This is a genomic window from Oryzomicrobium terrae, from assembly GCF_008274805.1.
Lineage (GTDB): Bacteria > Pseudomonadota > Gammaproteobacteria > Burkholderiales > Rhodocyclaceae > Oryzomicrobium > Oryzomicrobium terrae.
Map to the genome: position 1 here is coordinate 207,686 of NZ_CP022579.1, position 14,079 is coordinate 221,764.

15 protein-coding genes are annotated in these 14,079 nt (G+C 69.2%); all 15 read left to right on the top strand.

Going from position 1 to position 14,079, the window contains the following annotated elements:
• Positions 1 to 103 precede the first annotated feature (103 nt).
• On the top strand, positions 104 to 532 hold the full coding sequence (locus tag OTERR_RS00900) for a MerR family transcriptional regulator (protein WP_054619727.1): 429 nt from the start codon (positions 104 to 106) through the stop codon (positions 530 to 532).
• A gap of 81 nt (positions 533 to 613) precedes the next feature.
• Complete coding sequence (locus OTERR_RS00905; protein WP_054619726.1) at positions 614 to 1,075, top strand: PaaI family thioesterase; 462 nt, start codon at positions 614 to 616, stop codon at positions 1,073 to 1,075.
• 72 nt (positions 1,076 to 1,147) lie between these two features.
• Positions 1,148 to 2,320, top strand: a complete 1,173-nt coding sequence (locus tag OTERR_RS00910) for an isovaleryl-CoA dehydrogenase (RefSeq protein ID WP_054619725.1) — start codon at positions 1,148 to 1,150, stop codon at positions 2,318 to 2,320.
• Between the two features lie 63 nt (positions 2,321 to 2,383).
• Positions 2,384 to 3,565, top strand: a complete 1,182-nt coding sequence (locus OTERR_RS00915; protein WP_054619724.1) for an acetyl-CoA C-acetyltransferase — start codon at positions 2,384 to 2,386, stop codon at positions 3,563 to 3,565.
• Positions 3,566 to 3,662: 97 nt separating this feature from the next.
• Positions 3,663 to 4,604 (top strand): DMT family transporter, encoded by a 942-nt coding sequence (locus OTERR_RS00920; protein ID WP_187775275.1) that lies wholly within the window; start codon positions 3,663 to 3,665, stop codon positions 4,602 to 4,604.
• 196 nt (positions 4,605 to 4,800) lie between these two features.
• Positions 4,801 to 5,409, top strand: coding sequence for a 2-hydroxychromene-2-carboxylate isomerase (locus OTERR_RS00925; RefSeq protein WP_149424569.1), 609 nt, complete (start codon positions 4,801 to 4,803; stop codon positions 5,407 to 5,409).
• A 69-nt stretch (positions 5,410 to 5,478) separates the two neighbouring features.
• Positions 5,479 to 7,101, top strand: coding sequence for a carboxyl transferase domain-containing protein (locus tag OTERR_RS00930; RefSeq protein ID WP_149424570.1), 1,623 nt, complete (start codon positions 5,479 to 5,481; stop codon positions 7,099 to 7,101).
• Between the two features lie 19 nt (positions 7,102 to 7,120).
• Positions 7,121 to 7,912, top strand: a complete 792-nt coding sequence (locus OTERR_RS00935; protein ID WP_054619720.1) for an enoyl-CoA hydratase/isomerase family protein — start codon at positions 7,121 to 7,123, stop codon at positions 7,910 to 7,912.
• Positions 7,913 to 7,988: 76 nt separating this feature from the next.
• Positions 7,989 to 10,034: an acetyl/propionyl/methylcrotonyl-CoA carboxylase subunit alpha gene (locus OTERR_RS00940; RefSeq protein WP_149424571.1), complete on the top strand. Its 2,046-nt coding sequence runs from the start codon at positions 7,989 to 7,991 to the stop codon at positions 10,032 to 10,034.
• Between the two features lie 88 nt (positions 10,035 to 10,122).
• On the top strand, positions 10,123 to 11,028 hold the full coding sequence (locus tag OTERR_RS00945) for a hydroxymethylglutaryl-CoA lyase (protein WP_187775335.1): 906 nt from the start codon (positions 10,123 to 10,125) through the stop codon (positions 11,026 to 11,028).
• Between the two features lie 164 nt (positions 11,029 to 11,192).
• Complete coding sequence (locus tag OTERR_RS00950; protein ID WP_149424573.1) at positions 11,193 to 11,390, top strand: DUF1289 domain-containing protein; 198 nt, start codon at positions 11,193 to 11,195, stop codon at positions 11,388 to 11,390.
• Positions 11,387 to 11,572: a DUF1289 domain-containing protein gene (locus OTERR_RS00955; protein WP_149424574.1), complete on the top strand. Its 186-nt coding sequence runs from the start codon at positions 11,387 to 11,389 to the stop codon at positions 11,570 to 11,572. The genes OTERR_RS00950 and OTERR_RS00955 overlap by 4 nt, the downstream gene beginning before the upstream one ends.
• Positions 11,572 to 12,504 carry an MBL fold metallo-hydrolase gene (locus tag OTERR_RS00960; protein ID WP_149424575.1) on the top strand — a complete coding sequence of 311 codons (933 nt, stop codon included), beginning with the start codon at positions 11,572 to 11,574 and terminating at the stop codon, positions 12,502 to 12,504. The genes OTERR_RS00955 and OTERR_RS00960 overlap by 1 nt, the downstream gene beginning before the upstream one ends.
• 159 nt (positions 12,505 to 12,663) lie before the next feature.
• A complete protein-coding gene (locus tag OTERR_RS00965) occupies positions 12,664 to 13,245 on the top strand; it encodes a DJ-1/PfpI family protein (RefSeq protein WP_149424576.1) in 582 nt (193 codons plus the stop codon).
• Between the two features lie 132 nt (positions 13,246 to 13,377).
• Positions 13,378 to 13,734 carry a ribbon-helix-helix domain-containing protein gene (locus OTERR_RS00970; protein ID WP_149424577.1) on the top strand — a complete coding sequence of 119 codons (357 nt, stop codon included), beginning with the start codon at positions 13,378 to 13,380 and terminating at the stop codon, positions 13,732 to 13,734.
• The last annotated feature ends 345 nt before the right edge of the window (positions 13,735 to 14,079 follow it).

A 14,079-nucleotide genomic window follows, 5' to 3' on the forward strand; every position in this document is an offset into this window, starting at 1 on the left:
CACACTCCGGGACTCCCGGAGGCGTGTTGTCTCTTTTCTTCGACTATAGCCCTCCAGCCCCCGGGCTGACCACCCGGTCCCGTTTTCCGGCCCTCGATACTCCATGCCCACTACCCGTACCTACACCATTTCCGAGCTTGCCCGGGAGTTCGACATCACCCCCCGGACGATCCGCTACTACGAGGATCAGGGCCTGATCGCGCCGAGCCGGGAGGGACGCAACCGGGTCTATTCGCGGCGCGACCGCATCCGCCTCAAACTGGCCCTGCGCGGCAAGCGACTGGGCATTTCCCTGGCCGAGATCCGCGAGATGATCGACATGTACGACATCGGCCGCGGCGACGAAGTGCACCAACTGGCGCGTTTTCTCGACGTGCTGCAAAAGCGCCGGGCCGCCTTGCTGCAACAGCGCGAGGACATCGAGGCGGTGCTCGGTGAGATCGATACCTTCGAAGCGCAGTGCCGGCAGATGCTGGCCAGCCAGGGCGATACCCTGGCTGCCGGTGTGGAGCGGGTCCGCGCCAAGGCCTGAGCGCTTTGCGCGGGCGTATGTTGACGTTTACGTCAACGTCACGTAAAAAACTCCCTGTCCACCCGCCCCCTGGAGCCGTCGATGCCAGCCCACCGTTCCGCCTTCTACCCCGCCGACGCCGAGTTCGCCGATCGCGTGCGCGCCAGCTTCGACCGGCAGAAGGCCATGGCTCACCTGGGCGCCAGCCTGGCCGACGTGGACGCCGGGCGCTGCGTCATCCAGCTGCCTCACCACGACGCGGTGACCCAGCAGCATGGCTACATCCATGGCGGGGTGGTGGGCGCCATCGCCGATTCCGCCGCCGGCTACGCGGCCATGACCCTGACCCCGGCGGACAGCAGCGTGCTGACCGTTTCCTACACCCTGAACCTGATGGCGCCGGCCGCCGGCGACCACATCGAGGCCCATGGCGAGGTGGTGCGCGCCGGGCGCACCCTGGTCGTCACCCGGGCCGACGTGTTCGCCTACAAGGATGGCCAGGCCAGCTTGTGCGCCACCCTGCAGCAGACCATCATGGTTCTCGCCAACCGGCCGGAACGCTAGGCTGGCGCAGCATCGGGCCGAAATCGCAGTACCCCCAGTACCCCATATAAAACGACAATCCGGAGACAAACCATGCACATCCCTTCCCTCGATTTCGGCCTGGGCGAAACCCTGGACATGTTGCGCGACACGATCCGCGATTTCGCCGAAAAGGAGATCGCCCCCCGGGCCGCCGAGATCGACCGTAACAACGAATTTCCCGCCGACTTGTGGAAGAAATTCGGCGACCTGGGCCTGCTCGGCATGACCGCCGAGGAGGAGTACGGCGGCACCGGCCTGGGCTACCTGGCCCACATCATCGCCATGGAGGAGCTGTCCCGCGCCTCCGCCTCGGTGGGCCTGTCCTACGGCGCCCACTCCAACCTGTGCGTGAACCAGATCCGCCGCAACGGCAACGCCGCGCAGAAGGCCAAGTACCTGCCCAAGCTGATCTCCGGCGACCACGTCGGCGCCCTGGCCATGTCCGAGCCCAACGCCGGCTCCGACGTGGTGTCGATGAAGCTCAAGGCCGAGAAGAAGGGTGACCGCTACGTCCTCAACGGCTCCAAGATGTGGATCACCAACGGCGGCGACGCCGACACCCTGGTGGTGTACGCCAAGACCGACGTGAACGCCGGCGCAAAGGGCATGACCGCCTTCATCGTCGAAAAGGGGTTCAAGGGCTTCACCCACGGCACCCACCTGGACAAGCTGGGCATGCGCGGCTCCAACACCTACCCCCTATTCTTCGACGACTGCGAAGTGCCCGAGGAAAACGTGCTGGGCGGCGTCGGCAACGGCACCAAGGTGCTGATGTCCGGCCTCGACTACGAGCGTGCCGTGCTGTCCGGCGGCCCCCTGGGCATCATGGCCGCCTGCATGGACGCGGTGGTGCCCTACCTGCACGAGCGCAAGCAGTTCGGCCAGAGCATCGGCGAATTCCAGCTGATGCAGGGCAAGGTCGCCGACATGTACTCGGTGTGGTCCGCCGCCCGCGCCTACGCCTACGCCGTCGGCCGCGCCTGCGACAACGCCGACCACGCCCGCAGCCTGCGCAAGGATGCCGCCGGGGTGATCCTGTACACCGCCGAGAAGGCCACCTGGATGGCCGGCGAGGCCATCCAGACCCTGGGCGGCGTCGGCTACACCAACGAATATCCCACCGGCCGCCTGTGGCGCGATGCCAAGCTCTACGAGATCGGCGCCGGTACCAGCGAGATCCGTCGCATGCTGATCGGCCGCGAGCTGTTCGCCGAGACCGCATGAGCAAGAATCCGCCCGGGGGCTGCAAAGCCTCCGGGCCGGAGCATTTCAACCTAGGAGAGCACTATGTCTGACCCCATCGTCATCGTTTCCGTTGCCCGCACCCCCATGGGTGGCTTCCAGGGCGACTTCAACAGCCTGACCGCACCCCAGCTCGGCGCCACGGCCATCAAGGCCGCCGTGGAACGGGCCGGCATCAAGCCGGAACAGGTGGAAGAGGTGGTGTTCGGCAACGTGCTGCAAGCCGGCGTCGGCCAGGCCCCGGCCCGCCAGGCCGCCCTGGGCGCCGGTCTGCCCCTGTCCGCCGGCTGCACCACCATCCACAAGGTATGCGGCTCCGCCCTCAAGTCGGTCATGATGGTCCATGACAGCCTGCTGGCCGGCTCCTACGAGATCGGCGTCGCCGGCGGCCAGGAGTCCATGTCCAACGCCCCCTACCTGCTGCCCAAGGCCCGCGGCGGCTATCGCCTGGGCCACGGCCAGCTGCTCGACCACATGTTCTTCGACGGCCTCGAAGACGCCTATCAGAAGGGCCGCCTGATGGGCACCTTCGCCGAAGAGTGTGCCGAGTCCTACGGCTTCACCCGCGAAGCCCAGGACGAATGGGCCATCCAGTCCACCGTGCGCGCCCAGAAGGCCATCAAGGAAGGCCTGTTCAAGTGGGAAATCGCTCCGGTGACCATCGCCGGCAAGAAGGGCGATACCGTGGTGGACCAGGACGAGCAGCCCCTGAAGGCCCAGGTCGAGAAGATCCCCGCCCTCAAGCCGGCCTTCAAGAAGGACGGCACCGTCACCGCCGCCAACTCCTCGTCGATTTCCGACGGCGCCGCTGCCGTGGTGCTGATGAAGGAATCCAAGGCCAAGGCCCTGGGGCTGACGCCCATCGCCAAGATCGTCGGCCACACCACCCACGCCCAGGAACCCAACCTGTTCACCACCGCCCCGGTCTTCGCCATGGAAAAGCTGCTGAAGAAGAACGGCTGGAGTGTGGCCGACGTTGACCTGTGGGAGATCAACGAAGCCTTCGCCGTGGTCACCATGGCCGCCATCAAGGATCTCAAGCTGGATCCGGCCAAGGTCAACGTGCACGGCGGCGCCTGCGCCCTGGGTCACCCGATCGGCGCCTCCGGCGCTCGCATCCTGGTGACCCTGATCGGCGCCCTCAAGCAGTACGGCAAGAAGAAGGGCGTTGCTTCCCTGTGCATCGGCGGCGGCGAGGCCGTGGCTGTCGGCGTGGAGATGCTGTAACGTGCGGACGGCCGGCGCACTCCCCATGGCGCACCCTGCGGTGCGCGGCATGGCGGGCGCCGGCCGTCCTCCCGTCCGTCCCGCGAAAGCCCCCGTCTTGAATTCCCCGTCCGCCACTGCCGAAGCCGCCGGAATCGCCCGGCTTACCCCGGCCATCCTCGCCAAGCTCGTCGTCACCATGTTCTTCTGGGGCGGCACCTGGATCGCCGGCCGCGTCGTGGTCCAGGAAGTCCCGCCCCTGGCCGCCGCCTTCTGGCGTTTCCTCACCGCCGGCCTGGCCCTGGCCGCCGTGGCCGTGGTCAGCGAAGGCGGCCTGCCCAAACTGTCGCGCCAGGAGTGGCTGACCGTCACCCTGCTCGGCCTGTCCGGCATTGCCCTCTACAACTTCTGCTTCCTGTTCGGCCTGAAGCACATTGCCGCCGGCCGGGGCGCCCTAGTGGTGGCCCTCAATCCCGCCGTGGTGGCCCTGTCCGCCTGGTTGTTCTTCGGCGACCGGATGACCCCGCCCAAGGCCCTGGGCATCGTCCTGGCCATGGCCGGCTGCCTGTTGGTGATCGCCAACGGCCACCCCACCCGCCTGTTCGCCGGCGCCATCGGCCTGGGCGAAGTGCTGATTCTCGGCTGCGTCGTCTTCTGGGCCATCTACACCTTCATCGGCCGGCGCGCCACCGCCACCATGAGCGCCCTGGCCGCCACCGCCTACGCCAGCCTGATCGGCTGCGCCATGCTCGGCGCCGCAGCCGCCGTCAACGGCGACCTGGGCGTCCCCGACTACAGCCCGACCGCCTGGTCGGCGATCCTTTTTCTTGGCCTGCTCGGCACCGCCCTGTCCTTCACCTGGTACGCCGACAGCGTGCAGCGGGTGGGGCCGGCGCGCACCGCGGCCTTCATCAACCTGGTGCCCCTGTTCGCCGTATTGCAGGGGGCCTGGCTGCTCGGCGAGCGGCTGTCCACCGCCGCCTACCTGGGCGGCGCCCTGACCATCGTCGGCGTGATGTTCACCACCGGCGTCCTGGGAGGCCGTCGCTTGTCGCAGTAAGCAATCGAACCGGCGCCCCGCCACCACCATAAAACAACCGGGACGGGGCGCCGGACAACACAACGGGAGCGGCCTGCCCATGACCATGGGCGGCGCTCCGTGGAGATGAGAACGTGGAGGAGACACCCATGCTTCGCAACCACCTGCCCGGCGGCCGTACTGCCCGGAGCGCCGGTTCGCCCGTCCGGAGTGCGTCATGAGCGCGCCCCTGGACTTCTACTTCGACTTTTCCTCGCCCTACGGCTACCTGGCGGCGGAACGGATCGACGACCTGGCGGCACGCTACGGCCGCACCGTGACCTGGCACCCGGTCCTGCTCGGGGTGATCTTCCAGAAGACCGGCGCCGTGCCCCTCACCCAGGCTCCCCTCAAGGGCGACTACGTCGCTCGGGACTTTGCCCGCTCGGCCCGCTTCATGGGCCTGCCCTACCGGGCGCCGAGCCGCTTCCCCATCCCCACCCAGGTCGCTGCCCGGGCCTTCTACTGGCTGTGGGACCAGGACCCCGACCAGGCGCGCAGCTTCGGCCGCGCCCTGTATCGCGCCCTGTTCGTGGACGATCGGGACATCTCTGCCCCGGACACCGTGCTCGACCTGGCCGCAGCCCAGGGCATCGACCGTGCCGCCCTGGCCGACGCCCTGGCCGCGCCGGCCCTCAAGGAACGCCTCAAGCAGGAAGTCGAGGCGGCCCTGGGGCGCGGCGTATGCGGCTCCCCCTACATCGTCGTCGACGGCGAACCCTTTCTCGGCGCCGACCGGCTGCCCCAGCTCGAACGCTGGCTGGCCGCCGGCCCCGGCGGCTTCTGACGGCCCCGCGCCATCCCGATCGTTTCGCGCCCCACTCCAACCGCACCGCGCCCTTCCGCAAGTGACGCCATGACCATTCTGACAACCCAGCTCAATCCCCGCTCCCTGGACTTCCAGGCCAACGCCGAAGCCATGGGCACCCTGGTGTCCCACCTCCAGGACACCGTCAACCGCATCGCCCTGGGCGGCTCCGAATCCGCCCGGCAAAAGCACCTGGCTCGGGGCAAGCTGCTGCCCCGGGAACGGGTGAACACCCTGGTGGATCCGGGCTCTCCCTTCCTGGAGATCGGCCAGCTGGCGGCCTACGGCATGTACGGTGCCCCTGGCGACAACTACGAGGTGCCGGCCGCCTCGATGATTGCCGGCATCGGCCGCATCGAGGGCGTCGAGTCCATGATCGTTGCCAACGACGCCACGGTGAAGGGCGGCACCTACTATCCCCTCACCGTGAAGAAGCACCTGCGCGCCCAAGAAATCGCCGAGCAGAACCACCTGCCCTGCGTCTACCTGGTGGATTCCGGCGGTGCCTTCTTGCCCCTGCAGGACGAGGTCTTCCCCGACCGGGACCACTTCGGCCGCATCTTCTACAACCAGGCCAACCTGTCGGCCAAGGGCATTCCCCAAGTCGCCGTGGTGATGGGCTCCTGCACCGCCGGCGGCGCCTACGTGCCGGCCATGAGCGATGAATCGGTGATCGTGCGCGAGCAGGGCACCATCTTCCTCGGCGGTCCGCCCCTGGTGAAGGCCGCCACCGGCGAAGTGGTGTCCGCCGAAGACCTGGGGGGCGCCGACGTGCACACCCGGGTTTCCGGCGTGGCCGACCACTTCGCCGAGAACGACGCCCACGCCCTGGCCATCGCCCGGCGCATCGTGCGCGACCTGAACTGGAAGAAGCAGCCGCCAGTGACCCTGCTGCCGCCGCGCCCGCCCCTCTACGACGCCCGGGAGCTGTACGGGGTGATTCCCACCGACACCAAGAAACCCTTCGACGTGCGCGAGATCATCGCCCGCATCGTGGACGGCTCCGAGTTCGACGAATTCAAGGCCCGCTACGGCACCACCATCGTCTGCGGCTTTGCACGCATCTTCGGCTACCCGGTGGGTATCGTCGCCAACAACGGCATCCTCTTCTCGGAATCGGCCCTCAAGGCCGCCCACTTCATCGAACTGTGCGCCCAGCGCGGCATCCCCCTGGTGTTCCTGCAGAACATCACCGGCTTCATGGTCGGGCGCAAGTACGAAAACGGCGGCATCGCCCGGGACGGGGCCAAGATGGTCACCGCCGTGGCCACCGCCAAAGTGCCCAAGTTCACCGTGGTCATCGGCGGGTCGTTCGGCGCCGGCAACTATGGCATGTGCGGCCGAGCCTACTCGCCCCGCTTCCTGTGGATGTGGCCCAACGCCCGCATCTCGGTGATGGGCGGCGAGCAGGCCGCCGGTGTGCTGGCCACGGTCAAACGCGACGGCCTGGAAGCCGCCGGCAAAACCTGGAGCGCCGAGGAAGAGGCCGCCTTCAAGGCGCCGATCCGCGACCAGTACGAAACCCAGGGCCACCCCTACTACGCCAGCGCCCGCCTGTGGGACGATGGGGTGATCGACCCGGCCGACACCCGCCGGGTCCTCGGCCTGGGCCTGTCGGCCGCCTTCAACGCCCCGGCGGAAGAAACCAAGTTCGGCATCTTCCGCATGTGACCTCCGCACGGATACGACCATGACCACCTACAACGCCATCCTGCTCGAAGTCGACGGCCCCGTCGGCATCCTCACCCTCAACCGGGGCGACCGCCACAACGCCTTCGACGAAACCCTGATCGCCGAGATCACCGCCGGCCTCAAGGACCTGGAAGCCAACCCCGCCGTGCGCGTGGTGGTGCTTTCCTCCACCGGCAAGAGCTTCTGTGCCGGGGCCGATCTCAACTGGATGCAGCGCGCCGCCGGCTACAGCCCGGAAGAGAACCTGCGCGACGCCCGCAACCTGGCCGAGCTGCTGCGCACCCTCAACGAGCTGGCCAAGCCCACCGTGGCCCGGGTCCAGGGCCCGGCCTACGGCGGCGGCGTCGGCCTGGTGTCGGCCTGCGACGTGGCCATTGCCACCTTCGACGCCCAGTTCGCCCTGACCGAGGTCAAGCTCGGCCTGATCCCGGCGGTCATCAGCCCCTACGTCATCCAGGCCCTGGGCCCCCGGGCGGCGCGCCGCTACATGCTCAGCGCCGAGCGCTTCTCCGCCGCCGAGGCCTACCGCCTTGGCCTGGTGCACGAGATCGTGCCCGACGAGGCGGCCCTGGACGACGCCGTCGGCGAAATCGTCGATGCCCTGCTCAAGAACGGTCCCAACGCCCAGGGCGAATGCAAGGCCCTGATCGCCGCCGTGGCCGAGCGGCCCATCGACGCCAACCTGATCGAGGACACCGCCCAGCGCATCACCCGGGTGCGGGCCTCGGCCGAAGGCCGCGAAGGCATCGGCGCCTTCCTCGACAAGCGCAAGCCCGCCTGGCTGGCGTAAGCCCATTCCGCACCATTCCGCCCGGAGCCGTGGCCGCACTGATGTGCCGCCCTGCTCCGCGCCTCAAGGGGAACCCATGTTCAGCAAAATTCTCATCGCCAACCGCGGCGAAATCGCCTGCCGCGTCATCAAGACCGCCCGCCGCCTGGGCGTGCGCACTGTCGCCGTCTACTCCGAAGCCGACGCCGGCGCCCGCCACGTGCGCCTGGCCGACGAGGCCGTGTGCATCGGCCCCGCCGCCGCCCGGGAATCCTATCTGGTGGCCGAGCGCATTCTCGCCGCTGCCCGCGCCACCGGCGCCCAGGCCATCCACCCGGGCTACGGTTTCCTCTCCGAGAACGCCGAGTTCGCCGACGCCTGCGCCGCCGCCGGGGTGGTGTTCATCGGCCCGCCGGCCGCCAGCATCCGCGCCATGGGCAGCAAGTCCGCCGCCAAGGCCCTCATGGAAAAGGCCGCGGTGCCCCTCACTCCGGGCTACCACGGCGACAACCAGGACCCGGAGTTCCTCAAGCAGCAGGCCGACGCCATCGGCTACCCGGTGCTGATCAAGGCCGCCGCCGGGGGAGGCGGCAAGGGCATGCGCCTGGTGGAAAAGGGCGACGACTTCATCGCCGCCCTGGCCTCGTGCAAGCGCGAGGCCAGCTCCTCCTTCGGCAACGACCACGTGCTGGTCGAGAAGTACATCACCCGGCCGCGCCACATCGAAATCCAGGTGTTCGGCGATACCCACGGCAACTGCGTGTACCTGTTCGAGCGCGACTGCTCGGTGCAGCGCCGCCACCAGAAGGTGCTGGAAGAGGCCCCCGCCCCGGGCATGACCCCGGAGCGCCGCCGCCAGATGGGCGAGGCCGCCGTGGCCGCCGCCCAGGCCGTGGGCTACGTCGGCGCCGGCACGGTGGAATTCATCGCCAACCAGGACGGCTCGTTCTACTTCATGGAAATGAACACCCGCCTCCAGGTGGAGCACCCGGTCACCGAGATGATCACCGGCCAGGACCTGGTCGAGTGGCAGTTGCGCGTCGCCTCCGGCGAACCCCTGCCCCTCAAGCAAGCCGACCTGGCGATCCACGGCCACGCCCTGGAAGCGCGCATCTACGCCGAGGATGCCGACCGGGGCTTCCTGCCCTCCACCGGCCGCTTGCTGCGCCTTGCACCGCCGGCGGAAAGCCTCTACGTGCGCGTCGATACCGGGGTGGAAGAGGGCGACGAGATCACTCCCCACTACGACCCGATGGTGGCCAAGCTGATCGTCTGGGATGAGAACCGGGACGCCGCCCTGGCCCGCATGCGCCAGGCCCTGGCCGACTACCGGGTGGTCGGGGTGACCAGCAACATCCCCTTCCTCTCCCGCCTGGTGGCCTGCCCGGCCTTCGCCGGGGCCGACCTGGATACCGGCCTGATCGAGCGCCAGCGCGACTACCTGTTCCCCGGCGACGCCCCGCTGCCGGCGGCGGCCCTGTTGGTGGCCTCGGTGGCCGAGCTGCTGCGCGAGCAGGCCCAGGCCGAGCAGGCGGCCCGCACCAGCGCCGACCCCTGGTCGCCCTGGGCGAGCCGGGACGGCTGGCGCATGAACCTGACCGGCCGGCGCACCCTGACCTGGAAGTCCGGCGAACTCGAAACCACCGTCGAGGTGGCCTACGGCGCCGACGGCAGCGACAGCTGGACCCTGGTCCTGGCCGGTGATGCGGGAGCCGGCAACGGGAGTGGCAGCCAGGTGCTGGCCCGGGGCAAGTGCCTGGGCGGCGACCGCCTGGCGGTGGAGCTGGACGACCGGCGCCTGCTCGCCAGCGTGGTGGCGGTCAACGACGCCCAGAGCGAGCGGCGTCACGTCTTCCTCAACGGCAGCACTTTCATCCTGGAGCGCCACGACCCCCTGCACAAGGTGGAGGCCGGTGGCCATCAGGGTGGCGGCCTGACCGCGCCGATGCCGGGCAAAGTGGTGGCCCTGATCGCCACGCCGGGTCAGAAGGTCGAGGCCGGCGCGCCGCTGCTGATCCTGGAAGCGATGAAGATGGAGCACACCATCACCGCCCCCAAGGCCGGGGTGGTGAAGGCCTTCCGCTACGCCGCCGGCGACCAGGTCAGCGACGGCGCCGAGCTGGTGGATTTCGAGGCGGCCTGAGCGCCCGACTTACACGATGGCCGGCGGGGCGGGATGTCCCGTCCGCCGGCCACGTCCTGCTAAGGAATACGACATGTCCCTCCCCCCGATGAATCTGCCCCAGCGCGTCAAGCTGGTGGACGTGGGCCCCCGCGACGGCCTGCAGAACGAGAAGCAGGTGGTCCCCACCGCGATCAAGGTGGAACTGATCGAGCGCCTGGCCGCCGCCGGGGTGCCGGCGGTGGAGGCCACCTCCTTCGTCTCGCCCAAGTGGGTGCCGCAGATGGCCGACAACGCCGCGGTGATGGGCGCCATCCGCAAGCAGCCCGGGGTTGCCTACCCGGTGCTCACCCCCAACCTGCAAGGCTTCGACGCGGCGGTGGAGGCGGGCGCCCAGGAAGTGGCGATCTTTGGCGCCGCCTCCGAATCCTTCTCGCAGAAGAACATCAACTGTTCTATCGCCGAGAGCCTGAAACGCTTCGAGCCGGTGGTGGCCGCCGCCAGCGCCCTGGACATCCCGGTGCGCGGCTACGTCTCCTGCGTGGTCGGCTGCCCCTACGAGGGCGCCATTGCCCCAGAGGCGGCGGCCCGGGTCGCCCGCACCCTGTTCGAGATGGGCTGCTATGAGGTTTCCCTGGGCGACACCATCGGCGTCGGCACCCCCCTGGCGGTGGCGCGCATGATCGAGGCCTGCGCCGCCCACGTGCCGGTGGAAAAGCTGGCCGGCCACTACCACGACACCTACGGCATGGCCGTGGCCAACATCCTGGCCTCGCTGCAACTGGGCATGAGCGTCTTCGACGCCTCGGTGGCCGGCCTGGGCGGCTGCCCCTACGCCAAGGGCGCCTCCGGCAACGTCGCCAGCGAGGACGTGGTCTACCTGCTGCACGGCCTGGGCATCGAAACCGGCATCGACCTAGACAAACTGGTGGATGCCGGTGCCTTCATCTCGGCGGCCCTGGGCCGCGAGAGCGGTTCCAAGGTGGCCCGGGCGATCCTCGCCAAGCGCAGCTGAGGTCGCGGGAGGAAAATCGGGCACCCCGCGGAACCCCGCGCCAGTCGTGGCCTCCAAAGGGGTCTGCCTGAAGATCGGCCACTGGTGCGGCTCTCCAGGCAGGGGGCATGAAGATGCCCGTCACGCCTGGGCCTTGGCCCCTCCCTGTTTTTTGCACTGCTCAAATGACCGTACCTTCCCCCTGCATCAACGTCTGCGTCATGGACAAGGCCAGCGGCCTTTGCCAGGGCTGTCTGCGCACCCTGGACGAGATCACTGCCTGGGGCCGCGCCAGCGACCCCCAGCGCCTGGCCATCCTCGACGCCGTGGCGGCGCGCCGCGCCCTCCAATCCAACGACTCCAACGCCCGGAGCCCGCAATGAGCAGCGATGACCTGTGCGTCGGCATCTGCATGATCGATCCGGACACCGGCGTGTGCGAAGGCTGCGGCCGCACCTCGGACGAGATCTTCGGCATTCCCACGCCGCCGCCACCTTCCGAGCCGGACAAGACCGTGCCCCTGCCGGCCAATGTCCAGGCCGAAGTCGGCGCCGGGAGCGACTGATGGGGGCCGCCGAGCGCATCGCCGCGGTTCTGCCCGATTCGCTGCAACTGCTGGAGCGGGGCTGGCTGTCGTCCAACAACATCCTGGCCTTCGACGGCGAGGCCGCCTCCCTGATCGACAGCGGCTACGTCACCCACGCCGCCCAGACCGTGGCCCTGGTCGAGCGGGCCCTGGCCGGCCGCACCCTGACCCGGGTGATCAACACCCACTCCCACTCCGACCACATCGGCGGCAACGCCGCCCTCAACGCCGCCTTCGGCTGCCAACTGGTGGTGCCGGAAGGCCTGGCCGCCACCATCGCCGAGTGGGACGAGGACGCCCTGCTGCTCTCGCCCCTGGGCCAGTCCGCCGCCCGCTTCCAGCACCACGCCACCTACGGCGTGGGGGATCGCTTCGTCCTCGGCGGCCTGGAATGGCAGGCCCTGGCCGTGCCCGGCCACGATATGGACGCCCTGGCCCTGTACAACCCGGACGAGCGCCTGCTCATCTCCGGCGATGCCCTGTGGGAGGACGGCTTCGGCGTGATCTTCGCCGAGGTGCTCGGCACCGCCGACGGCCTGGCCGCCACCCGCGCCACCCTGGACATGCTCGGGCGCCTGTCCATCGACGCCGTGCTGCCCGGCCACGGCCCGGCCTTCGGCGCGGTGGACGCGGCCCTGGAACGGGCCTACCGCAAGCTCGCCGGCTTCGAGGCCAGCCTGGACCGGCTGGCGCGCCACGCCATCAAGGTCATCGTCGCCTTCGTCATGCTCGAAAAGCGCCGCATCAAACGCGCCGACCTCGCCGAATTCCTCGCCAGCCTGTCCTTCGTCACCAGCGTCAACGCCCGCTACCTGGGCCTGGACGACGAGGCCCTGGCCGACTGGCTGGTGCGCGACCTGACCCGGGCCGGGGCGCTGCGCGAGGACGAGGGCTGGCTGACGGCGGGCTAGGGCCAACCCGCGTCTCCCGTAGCAGCCCGGTGCTACCCGGCGCCGCCGTCCCCGTGGAGAATGACCGGACGGGCCGGCTCGGTTGACCCTGCCGGCCCCCATCCCCCGGCGCCCGTCATGGGCGCTCCCGCGAGGACACGAGGACACAAGGAGACATCGATGGCTGCCAAGAAAATCCTGATGCTGGTCGGCGATTACGCCGAAGACTACGAGACCATGGTGCCCTTCCAGGCCCTCACCATGGTCGGCCACACGGTCCATGCCGCCTGCCCGGGCAAGAAGGCCGGCGAGAGCGTGCGCACCGCCATCCACGACTTCGAGGGCGACCAGACCTACAGCGAGAAGCCGGGCCACAACTTCACCCTCAACGCCACCTTCGACGCCCTGCGCGCCGAGGACTACGACGCCCTGCTGATCCCGGGTGGCCGGGCGCCGGAATACCTGCGCCTCAACCCCCGGGTGATCACCGCCGTGCAGCACTTCGCCCAGGCCAACAAGCCCATCGCCGCGGTCTGCCACGGCGCCCAGCTGCTCGCCGCCGCCGGGGTCATCCAGGGCCGCACTTGTAGCGCCTATCCGGCCTGCGGGCCGGAAGTGCGTCTGGCCGGCGGCACCTACGCCGATATCCCGGTGGACCAGGCCCACACCGACGGCAACCTGGTCACCGCCCCCGCCTGGCCCGCCCATCCGGCTTGGCTGGCTCAGTTCCTCGCCGTACTCGGCACGCGCATCACCCTGTAAACGCCAGACAGCACGGGCCGGCCGGGCGAACCACGCCGCCGGCCCGCGGTCTGTACGGACTGGCCGCCGGGGCGATCATCCGCCCCGGCCCCCTGTTCCCTCTCCCCTTTTTTCGCCGCCCCGGAGCCGCCCATGTGCGAGGTCTATGTCAAAGCCGACCCGATCCTCTACGAGTCCCGCTCCCGTTCCCTGCGCATTCACGGTGTGGTGACCACCCTGCGTCTGGAGAACCTGTTCTGGGACACCCTGGCGGAAATGGCCGCCGGGGAGGGCGTCTCCACCAACCAGCTGATCGCCACCCTGCACGACGAGATCGTGGCCTTTCGCGGCGAGGTGGATAACTTCGCCTCGTTCCTGCGTGTCACCTGCATGCGCTACCGCCAGTTGCAGGCTCAGCCAAGCGAGCAGCGGACGACTCCGGCCGGTGCAGCGGAAGGCGGGGGTGGCGTGGGCGGCGGCTTGGCCCTGGTCGGTGGCGCGGCGCGCTAGCCGTTGAGCTGTATTAGGGCCTGCTTAGGGCCTGCCCGGACGCTTTGCTCGGTGCCCCGCCGCCGTGGGCCGGCCGGCGGTGGCTGCTCTGGAATGACGGCTTTGCCGTGGGGTGTTGTGCCCCATCGGGGGCGGCCCCTTTACCTTGCCCCTTCGCCCGTCCCGCATCCCTGCCCTCACGCGGTGTCGTACCGGCTTTTTGCAGGCATCCGTTACGCTCATTTGTAGCCTCGACGTCGGGGCGCTCCCTCCGCCTGAACGGCTGCCTTGGCCGGGACTGACGCTCCGCCCATGCCCGGCGACTTGCCGCATCCCGCCCCCCCTTCCGTATAATTCCCCTGCGGT